General features: G+C 45.9%; 9 protein-coding genes and 1 riboswitch. Of the genes, 4 read left to right on the forward strand and 5 right to left on the reverse strand.

From position 1 onward, the window contains the following. Positions 1 to 345: 345 nt before the first annotated feature. The 3 genes from D9X91_RS19000 to D9X91_RS19010 form a co-directional block, all read right to left on the reverse strand. The gene (locus tag D9X91_RS19000) at positions 346 to 2,001 is read right to left on the reverse strand and encodes a methyl-accepting chemotaxis protein (protein ID WP_121682228.1); all 1,656 of its coding nucleotides are present in this window, start codon (positions 1,999 to 2,001) and stop codon (positions 346 to 348) included. A gap of 12 nt (positions 2,002 to 2,013) precedes the next feature. Beyond that, positions 2,014 to 2,997 (reverse strand): BMP family lipoprotein, encoded by a 984-nt coding sequence (locus D9X91_RS19005; protein ID WP_121682229.1) that lies wholly within the window; start codon positions 2,995 to 2,997, stop codon positions 2,014 to 2,016. Between the two features lie 180 nt (positions 2,998 to 3,177). Then, the gene (locus tag D9X91_RS19010) at positions 3,178 to 3,681 is read right to left on the reverse strand and encodes an acyl-CoA thioesterase (RefSeq protein WP_121682241.1); all 504 of its coding nucleotides are present in this window, start codon (positions 3,679 to 3,681) and stop codon (positions 3,178 to 3,180) included. A gap of 345 nt (positions 3,682 to 4,026) precedes the next feature. Here D9X91_RS19010 and hutH point away from each other — a divergent pair, with 345 nt between their 5' ends. Together hutH and D9X91_RS19020 are read left to right on the forward strand one after the other, a co-directional pair. Further along, the gene (gene hutH, locus D9X91_RS19015) at positions 4,027 to 5,547 is read left to right on the forward strand and encodes a histidine ammonia-lyase (protein WP_121682230.1); all 1,521 of its coding nucleotides are present in this window, start codon (positions 4,027 to 4,029) and stop codon (positions 5,545 to 5,547) included. Positions 5,548 to 5,608: 61 nt separating this feature from the next. Further along, entirely contained in the window at positions 5,609 to 5,830 is a 222-nt protein-coding gene (locus tag D9X91_RS19020) for a hypothetical protein (protein ID WP_121682231.1), read from the forward strand. Here the strand turns inward: D9X91_RS19020 and D9X91_RS19025 are convergent. Together D9X91_RS19025 and D9X91_RS19030 are read right to left on the reverse strand one after the other, a co-directional pair. Continuing rightward, complete coding sequence (locus D9X91_RS19025) at positions 5,827 to 7,020, reverse strand: NupC/NupG family nucleoside CNT transporter (protein WP_121682232.1); 1,194 nt, start codon at positions 7,018 to 7,020, stop codon at positions 5,827 to 5,829. The two genes, D9X91_RS19020 and D9X91_RS19025, sit on opposite strands and share 4 nt — an antisense overlap. 154 nt (positions 7,021 to 7,174) lie before the next feature. Beyond that, a riboswitch (purine riboswitch) is annotated at positions 7,175 to 7,276 on the reverse strand. A 56-nt stretch (positions 7,277 to 7,332) separates the two neighbouring features. Beyond that, entirely contained in the window at positions 7,333 to 7,464 is a 132-nt protein-coding gene (locus tag D9X91_RS19030; RefSeq protein WP_121682233.1) for a DUF2639 domain-containing protein, read from the reverse strand. A 289-nt stretch (positions 7,465 to 7,753) separates the two neighbouring features. On the opposite strand from D9X91_RS19030, the gene D9X91_RS19035 reads away from it, so the two are divergent. Beyond that, positions 7,754 to 8,848 carry a hypothetical protein gene (locus D9X91_RS19035; RefSeq protein WP_121682234.1) on the forward strand — a complete coding sequence of 365 codons (1,095 nt, stop codon included), beginning with the start codon at positions 7,754 to 7,756 and terminating at the stop codon, positions 8,846 to 8,848. Positions 8,849 to 8,881: 33 nt separating this feature from the next. After that, on the forward strand, positions 8,882 to 9,661 hold a 780-nt coding region (locus tag D9X91_RS19040), incomplete at its 3' end, for a hypothetical protein (RefSeq protein WP_148709091.1).

Raw genomic sequence — 9,661 nt, forward strand, 5'->3', positions numbered from 1 at the left:
TTACAAAACTCATATTTTGTTTGTAACGCAATAAATCAAGTCTTTGCAGAGGGTATAGCGCTTACTGATTTAGTTGGAGGAAAGTTTTGTTACGAAACTTTAAAGGTTTTGTAAAATTGAAATGAGAGAATTTCGGTGAGGAAAGGACTGCCCGAGGTGGTGTTTGTTGGGTAAGAATTCCTGTTATGTTGAATGTTTGAAAGGAAGTTATTGTGGACTATGTTACTAGTTGCCAAATGGCTGTTTAGTCAAAGCTTAAATAAAGTGGATTTCCGCTGCCCGATGGCCGTTTTCCGGCAAGTAAAAAGGGAACCTGCAAATCCGCAGGTTCCCTTTTCGTTTTGCTTATAAGCTGAATCGGTCCAATTCTTGTTTCATGGTTTTGGTCATTTTTTGGAGTGTTTCGACCATGTCGTTCAGGTGGGCAAATGATCTCATCTGCTCCTCGGTGGAGGCTGAGATTTCTTCTGTGCCGGCCGCAGTTTCTTCGGTTACGGCGCTGATGTTTTCAACAACGGACAAGATTTCGTTGCTTTTAACATTGGAATGCTCCAATTGGGCTACAAGTCCGTTCAGCTGGGAGAAGATCGAGCTGACAGCGGAGGAAATCGTCTGGAAGGATTGCTCCGTGACTTTCATCGAATCGACCTGTTGGTTGGAAATGCCCAATCCTTCGTTTGTAGCCTCGGCAACGCTCAAGATGCCGTTTTTAATATTTTTGACCATTTCTGTGATTTGTTGTGTGGCTCGGGAGGAATCCTCCGCAAGCTTCCGCACTTCTTCGGCGACGACGGCGAATCCTTTGCCTGCTTCTCCTGCACGTGCTGCCTCGATGGCGGCATTGAGCGCCAGTAAATTCGTCTGTTCGGCGATTTGATGGACGGAGAGTGCAGCTGATTCGATTTGGCCGGTATATTGGTTAAAGTCCTTGACGGCTTCGCTGATCTTAGATGTCGAGTTGGCCATTTGTTCTGTCAGGTGCTGCTGGTTATTCAATGATTGCTTTCCGTTTTCAACGGAGTGCAGCGCTTCGTCGCTGTATTCAAGGGACTGCTTGCTGTCGTTGACATTCTTTTCGAAGTCATCCTTCATATTCGCCATAGAGGATGCAGCTGACTGAATGTCATTGGAAATCGACTGGCTTCCTTTGGCAAGCTCCTCTGTAGACGCGGCGACCTGGTTGCTCGATTCTGTCAAGTTCAGCATTTGCTTCGTCAAATTGATGGAGAACTCGTTTACGTCTTCTCCGACTTTTTCAACCGATTGAACCGTTGACTTCAAATTTTGCAGCATGATTGAAAAGGCATTGGCCAATTTATCGATTTCGTATTTGGACTGCGGCTTCAAGTCTGCTATTTCGACTGTCAGATCGCCATCCGCCACATGTTCGGCATTACGGACCATGCGGTTGATCGGCTTGACGATGCGATTGGATAAAATGAAGGACAGCACGAGTGACAATACCACAAGCAGGATGCTTCCGATAATGGAACAAAGAACGATGAATTGAATTTTATTGCGTGTATTTTCCTGGTTTTGATTGTACCAGGAGGTCGTTTCTTTGTTTAATAAAAATACATCATTCAAGATCCCCGAAACCCTCATCGCCTGCCTGTTGACGGCTGGCTTGTTCTGGGCTTCCAGGGCTTGTGAAGCGTCCGTGTTCAATGTGTTGAATTTTTCGCTGATCTTTTTATATAGTTCCTTTTGGTTGGCAACTGTCAGCTGTTTGCCGAGTCCGTCCAATTGCTTTCCAACGGAAGTCAAACTCGCCTTTGCTTCTGTCATGTTGGCATCGGAAGGGTTGAAGGCATAGTTTGACAGGGCCTGCTTTGTATTCGTCAAGTCGCCCCTGAATTTTTCAACGTTCAAAAGGATAGCGACATCATCCTTTGATGAACTCTGGATCAGCATGACTTGCGACGTGATGAAAAAGACCATGATGATGGCAAGGACCAAAGGGATGAGGCCAAGTAAATTCAGTCGTATACGTAAACTCATGTTCTTTCCTCCTTAATTGCTTTCTGGGATCGTGATTTCGCCGGATACGATTTTCTTCTTCGCGTCCTCGATTTTCTGTTCTTGCTCCTTTGTCAGCTGAATGAGGGTAATCGGCGCTAATCCGACGCCATCCTGCTCCAGGCCAAGTTCTTCCGGCGCCATGCTGATTTTTCCGTTTTTCTTTAAATCTTTTGCCAGATTGTAGACGGCAATGTCGATATTTTTCATCATGGATGTCACGATTGATTTTTCAGCGATGAAATGCTGGTCGCTGTCGACTCCGGCTGTGTATACGCCGTTCTTTTCAGCGGTCTTGATGGATCCGACGCCAGTGAATCCGGCAGCTGGATAGATGAAATCCGCACCTGCGGCGATTTGTTTGGATGCCAGGTTCGAGCCGAAATCCGAATCACTGAACCCGTTGGCATAATCGACTAAAATTTTTGCGTCAGGTTTTACATATTTCACCCCGGATATGAAGCCGTTCTTGAATTTCTCGATGACGGGTACCTGCGCGCCTCCGATGAATCCGAGTGTATTTGATTTGGTTGTCATTCCTGCAATCATCCCAACCAAAAAGCTGCCTTCCTGTTCCTTGAAGGTAATCGATTTGATGTTTTTCATAGAAGAAACTCCGTCAATCAGGATGAATTTTTGATTTGGATGTTTTTTGGCGACGGCTTCGAGCGGCTCCTGTGCAGAAAAACCGAGGCCGATGATGAAGTCATTTTTTTGCTTGACGAGTTCTTCCAATGCTTCTTCTGCGTGACCGTCCGGTGCTTCGCGATAATCAAAGATGAAGCCGAGGGTGTCTCGTGCTTTTTCAAGTCCCCTGAATGCAGAATCGTTGAAGGATCCATCCCCGAGTCCGGTATCCGATAAAAGGATGCCGATATGATATTCCTTTTTCTTTGGCGATTCAGCCAGCGTATTGGAAGAACAGCCTGATAAGACAAGGCTGAGAATGATGAATAATGGCAATGCGTATTTAAACATGTCAATCTCCTCTCGAGTGGTTATGTAAGTTGTTCTAAGCGGTCGTTTAATATATCGGCACGGAAATGAATTTTAAAAGGGGCTGGAAAATAGTCGAAAAAGACTGACAGCTGTAAAGGGCAAATAAAAAAACCGTCTGGATATAGTCGTCCAGACGGCTTGTGTATGCTCTTTAAGCAATCACGCTCTTTTAAAGAATTTGGCGAGCTCCTGGCTTTCGCCCTTGCGTACTTTCCGATGCTCGGCACGTTTGATCGCCGTTTCGTTCAACCACAGCTCTTCTTGTGTTTCCGGAACGATTTCCGGAACAGGAGCCGGCTTCCCGTTTTCGTCGAGTGCCACGAATGTGAGGAAGGAAAGAGCAGCAATCGCTTTTTCGCCGGTCAATAATTTTTCCGATGTCACTTTGACAAATACCTCCATGGAGCTTCGGCCGGTATATGTCACCATCGCCTCAAGCGTCACTGCATCCCCGACCTTGATCGGCTCAAGGAAATCGACGGAATCGGTCGAAGCTGTAACGACGGGATTCCTTGCCATACGGTAGGCACTGATCGATGCAATATCATCTATATAGGCCATCAGCTTGCCCCCGAATAGTGTACCGTGGTGATTGGTGTCCGGAGGAAGCACGTGGCTTGTCTTCACTGCTAATGTATCCCTCATGAATTTTTTTGGTCTCATCAGATCACCCTTCTCTTTTGTTGTCATAATATAGTATACCCCTTTTAGGTAAGGGGCAAAACTGATTTGCACTTGCATCCGCTTTCATCTTTATATAGTATGATTTACTTTGAGCAGGAAGATGTTTTCCATTTTTTTACTTGATTGACACATGATATGAAAGTGGTTACAATCAAGGTGAGTCAATATTTTTAGAATATTTAAAATATAGGGCGATGGTACTATGAATATTTTAGTTAAGAGCTCTCATAGCTCGGAATCACTATACAAAAGGCGCGATTGAACCAGGAATGGTTTGGTCGCGCCTTTTCTTTATTCAGCTAAATTAGTAGAGGAGTGCATGAAATGATCGAGTTGAACGGAAACTCATTGACGTTGGAACAGGTTGGAAAAGTATTATTTGATAAATCCATGGTGTCTGTCACAGAAGCAAGCATGGAAAAAGTGAAAAAAAGCAGGCAGGCCGTCGAGAAGATCGTGGCCGATAAGAAAGTCGTGTATGGCATCAATACAGGGTTCGGGAAGTTCAGCGATGTGCTGATCGAAGCGGAAGATGTCGAGGAGCTGCAATTAAATCTGATTCATTCCCATGCGTGCGGCGTAGGCGATCCTTTTCCCGAGGTCGTTTCACGGGCGATGGTCCTCCTGCGGGCTAATGCGCTGATCAAAGGGTTCTCCGGAGTGAGACCGGTGATCATTGAACGGCTGATCGATTTGATCAATGCCGAGATCCATCCCGTCATCCCGCAGCAAGGGTCGCTAGGGGCAAGCGGGGATCTTGCGCCATTGTCCCATCTGGCTTTGGTGCTGATGGGGGAAGGAGAGGTATTCTACAAAGGCGAAATCACTTCTGCCATCCATGCGTTGAGCAAGGAAGGGATCTGCCCGATTGTGCTCCAGGCGAAGGAAGGATTGGCGTTGATCAATGGGACACAGGCGATGACGGCGGTCGGTGTCGTCAATTATCTGGAGGCGGAAAAACTGGCGCTTGAGAGCGAAATGATCGCGTCCATCACGATGGAAGCCTTGCGCGGGATCATGGATGCCTTTGATGAAGACGTCCATCTGGCAAGGGGCTACACGCAGCAGACAGAAGTGGCGAAGCGAATCAATGCTTATTTAAGCGACAGCCGACTGACGACAAGACAAGGCGAGCTGCGGGTACAGGACGCGTATTCCTTAAGGTGCATCCCGCAGGTTCACGGGGCATCGTGGCAGGCCTTGGATTATGTGAAGGAAAAATTGGAGATCGAAATCAATGCAGCGACAGATAATCCATTGATCTTCGATGATGGGGAAAAAATCATCTCCGGCGGGAATTTCCATGGACAGCCGATTGCGCTGGCGATGGACTTCATGAAGATTGCAGTGGCGGAACTCGCCAATATATCGGAGCGGAGGATCGAACGGCTCGTGAACCCGCAATTGAATGATTTGCCTCCGTTCTTAAGTCCGCAGCCAGGCCTGCAGTCCGGTGCGATGATCATGCAATACTGTGCGGCATCCTTGGTATCCGAGAACAAAACGCTCGCCCATCCGGCCAGCGTCGATTCAATCCCGTCATCCGCCAATCAGGAAGACCATGTAAGCATGGGAACGATCGGTGCACGGCACGCCCATCAAATTATCGGCAACGCCCGCCGCGTGCTGGCGATCGAACTGATCTGTGCCCTCCAAGGCGTCGAATTCAGGGGAGTCGATCAAATGGCGAAGGCGACAAAAGGTTTCTTCGATGAAGCAAGGAAGATTGTCCCGACGATCGAAAAAGACCGAGTCTTCTCAAAAGATATCGAAAACATGAACCTTTGGCTCAAAGAAACCGACTGGGAACGCCACGGCCAGACAAGAGCAAAAACAAACGCATAAGGAATGGAGATCAGCCCACCCCCTTTGGTGACAGGCACCGCGGGGGTGGGCTGGTTTTTTTGTGCTTTCGATGATGAGGGGGGATTGGATTGATGGAATAAATGAAGATAGTGATGGAGAAATCGAGAAACATGATGGAAAAGAGACAAACATTGATGGAATAAAAGGAAAGTATGATGGAAAAATCGAAAAAGGTGATGGAATCGGATATAAAAGAAAGCAGCCCCCTATATTAGGTGACAGGCACCATAATGGGGGGCTGCTTTTTAATGACCTTTATTAGATGAACATGCCGACGTAGATGGCGGTGATGAAGCTGGCCAATGTTCCGCCGATGATGGCTTTGAGGCTTAGTTTGGAAACCAGTGGGCGCTTGGATGGTTCTAAAGATCCAAGGCCGACAATCAGCTGTCCGATTGATGACAGGTTGGCGAAGTTGCAAAGCGCAACCGATAAAATCGCCACAGTTTTCGGTGAAAGCTGATCCGCGATATTTGTCAATTTACCGTAAGCCACAAATTCATTGACGGACATCTTCGTTCCGATGATGGACGCTGCCTTGAATGCTTCATCAACCGGAATTCCGACGAGCAAAGCAAATGGGTAGAAGATGTAGCCAAGAATCATGGAGATGCTCGTATGGAAAAGTCCGAGCAGGCCATTCAAAAGCGCCAAGATTCCGATGAACGCAATCAAGAGGGCACCGATGTTGATTGCAAGCTGGACGCCATTGATCGCGCCATCTGCAATCGCTTCAAAGACGTTTGTGTGCTTTGTTTTTGCCATTTCGATATTGTCATTTGTCGTGGATTCCTCTGTTTCAGGCTCCATGATTTTGGACATGATCAAGGAAATGAGCGGAACGCTGAAGACAGATAAAAGCAAATATTTCATATCGATTCCCATCAACGAGTATCCGACAAGGATCGCGCCGCTAGCAGAAGCAGTTCCGCCGACCATGACAGCAAATGTTTCAGAACGCGTCAAATGCCTCAAGTAAGGCTTGACCAATAGCGGTGCTTCGACGATCCCCAAGAACGAGTTGCCGACAGCATTGAACGTTTCCACTTTCGTCGTGCCAAGCAGCTTGCCCAATGTGACACCGACTGCCTTGACGAAGACCGGGATGACCCGCAAATAATATAAAACTGAAATAAGTGCAGAGATGAAAATGATGACGGCCAATACATTGATTGCAAATACAAATGTAATATGAGTGCCTTTATCGTAGAAGCCGCCAAATACAAACTGAATCCCTTCGTTGCTGAAGTCGATGACTTTTTGAACGCCAAGCGCAGCTTTTTTCAAAAATATTTTCCCGATGGAAACTTTAAGGACGAATAAGACGAATAAACCTTCGAGCACCATGCCGACGATGATCGTTCTCCATGGAATGGAGGAGCGGTTGCTGCTCAAAAGCCAGCCGATGAAAAGTACGCCAATCAATGAGAGAAAACCAAGTAAAAATGTCATAAGAACCCCCTGATGTTTTTTTCAAAACCAATTCCGTTGATGATGTCTATGGTACGTCCTCTGAAGTCAGACCTCTCAAAAAATCAAATAAAAAAATCGTGCACCCCGACTCAGGTATAAAGAAAGCCGGGGCACACGATGGTAGTGTGTGATGAAATCATCTGACTTTCCTTATAGTCTAGCCATTTACGGCAGCTAGGTAGAGACTTATGGACCATATCACCATAGATATATAAGGAAACGGTATGAAGTTGATTAGTATTTTAGTATTTTAACAAAGCCACTTCGGCACGGCAATAGTAAAAATAGGAATTAGCGAGCATACTTCTCAAGTAAATTAGCTAAATAGTGCTTTTTATAGAGTTCGACTTTACGCTCCGCATGCCAACGAACTCCTCGTTTTTTCAATTCTTCCACGTACCAGCCTTTGCTTCCAGCGTACATATACAACACCCTTTCAAAAAAATATTAATGGAATCTTCTAGCTAAACGTATAAGGAAGAGCAATACTTTTAAAGCTCCAACGGTTAGACATTGTAACATCTATAGGAAATGGACTAAAGGGGCAAACCGGAATAAATATTTGAAAACTTTTTCCAACAAAGTCCATTTTATAGGAATTTATTACTATTTTAAAAAAAGAGTGATCCAAATTAAATGTAGGATCGTTTACTAAGCATAAAACGGAATAAGTTCCATCCAAATCTACTTTTGAAAGGAGGTGAAGGAAGAATTGCGACTAAAATTGGCATATTCGCTCCTTTTCCTTGGCATTATGGCATCTCCATCCATGGCATCAGCCAAAGGAGGGGTGCTCTCTGACACAGTGGGGACGGTGGCAAAAACCGTTTCAGCCGTAGAAGAAAAAGTGCCTGCCCCGGATAAACAGCAAAGTGGGGATGAGCAGAATGCAAAGGAAAGCGATCAAAAGAAAGCTGATCATCCATCATTGGTACAAGCTGCTTCACAGACTGTCGATCATATCGCTGATACAGCTGGAAAATTGACAGAGCCTGTGGACAAAGCAGCTAAGCCAGTGGAAAGCGTCACTAAGACGGTGGAAAACACAACTAAGACGATTGGAAATGTTACCAAAGCTGTCGAAAAGCCTGTCGAACAGCTGACAAAGCAGCCTGTGAAACAAGTGACGAAAAATGTTGATACTGTGACCCAGCCGGTGAAGAGCGTTGTGAAAACGGTGGGTTCGGTGACAAAGACTGTTGCAGAACCTGTATCAAAAACAGTTGCAAAGCCGGTAAAAGAAGTAACGGATACCGTTGATGAAACTATCCACAAAGTTATTAACAAAAAAACCGATCAGTCTGCAATAGAAGTAAAAGCAGAAGCTGACACAGGGAATAATGAAGTCAGCGCAGATGTTGGGGATAAAAATGCTGCGGTTGAAACATCCGAACAGGAAATCGGAAAGAAGGAGCATGCGGTGAAGTACCGAGAGCACCTTTTATCAAAACCTCTTATGGATGAGAAATGGCAGCAGACAAGTGGGAAAAATAGTGCAAATACGCATAGATTATCAAAAATGGATGATCCTGCAGCACCTATGCCTTCGAAACAGAACAACAATAGCAGGAGTACGTCCGTCCAGGCGATCGTACCGACGAACAGCCAAGGCGGAAGTGCAACTGGCAGTGCACCGTCATCAGGAAGTGCACAGACGGTTTCATTTGCGGCTATTTTGGGATCGGATGTCGATATAGATGTCCACTACTCAAATCCGCAATTGGACAAGTCTAAAAATTACTATGATCAGTGGTTGAATGCACCACCCGCACAGCCACCGAAATCTTCTTCTTCTTTAAACGTTTAAATAAAAACTAAAAAAGAAGAAGGAGAGATTATCTTGAAACCAACAAACGTATTGAAAACATTAACGATTACTGGAAGTTTAGCAGCTGGATTTTTACTAGGAGGTCAAGCGAGCTTTGCCGCTGAAAACCATTCCTCCCTGGGGATTGTCAATGATTTATCCGCGAACATCTCATTAATGGGCGATCATGATTCATCCAATTCGATGGCGAATGTAAAAACAAACACTCAAGTGAAAGCTCAAAATAATGACGATGATAGAAGCGGATCCATCCAAGCAGGGGTTAAGAATGATGTAAATGCCGCTGTGAAAAACGAAGGTGATCGCCGTGATCAATCGTCCATCTCAGCCAACACAATGGCAGGGGTACAAGCACAATCAAAAGATAATGACAACCAATCATCATTGAATGCAAAAGCAGATGCAGACGCATGGGCAGAGTCCAAAAGCTCCGACGATCAAGACATGAACAGCACGAAAGCCGGCGTGAACACGATGGCCGATGTGAAAGCGAGGTCCAGCGATGAAGACAACCAATCTTCATTGGATGCAAAAGCAGATGCAGACGCATGGGCAGAGTCCAAAAGCTCCGACGATCAACACATGGACAGCACGAAAGCCGGCGTGAACACGATGACAGACGTAATGGCAATGTCAAACGATGAAGAGAACCAATCATCATTGAATGCAAAAGCCAATGCAGGCGCATGGGCAGAGTCCAAAAGCTCCGACGATCAAGACCTGAACAGCACGAAAGCCGGCGTGAACACGATGGCCGATGTAATGGCAATGTCTAACGATGACGAGAACCAA

Source organism: Falsibacillus albus (assembly GCF_003668575.1).
GTDB lineage: Bacteria > Bacillota > Bacilli > Bacillales > DSM-25281 > Falsibacillus > Falsibacillus albus.

Coding starts and splice junctions, on each gene's coding strand:
- D9X91_RS19010 (WP_121682241.1), bottom strand. CDS start 3,681: ATGAGACCAAAAAAATTCATGAGGGATACATTAGCAGTGAAGACAAGC.
- D9X91_RS19000 (WP_121682228.1), bottom strand. CDS start 2,001: ATGAGTTTACGTATACGACTGAATTTACTTGGCCTCATCCCTTTGGTC.
- D9X91_RS19025 (WP_121682232.1), bottom strand. CDS start 7,020: ATGACATTTTTACTTGGTTTTCTCTCATTGATTGGCGTACTTTTCATC.
- hutH (WP_121682230.1), top strand. CDS start 4,027: ATGATCGAGTTGAACGGAAACTCATTGACGTTGGAACAGGTTGGAAAA.
- D9X91_RS19005 (WP_121682229.1), bottom strand. CDS start 2,997: ATGTTTAAATACGCATTGCCATTATTCATCATTCTCAGCCTTGTCTTA.
- D9X91_RS19030 (WP_121682233.1), bottom strand. CDS start 7,464: ATGTACGCTGGAAGCAAAGGCTGGTACGTGGAAGAATTGAAAAAACGA.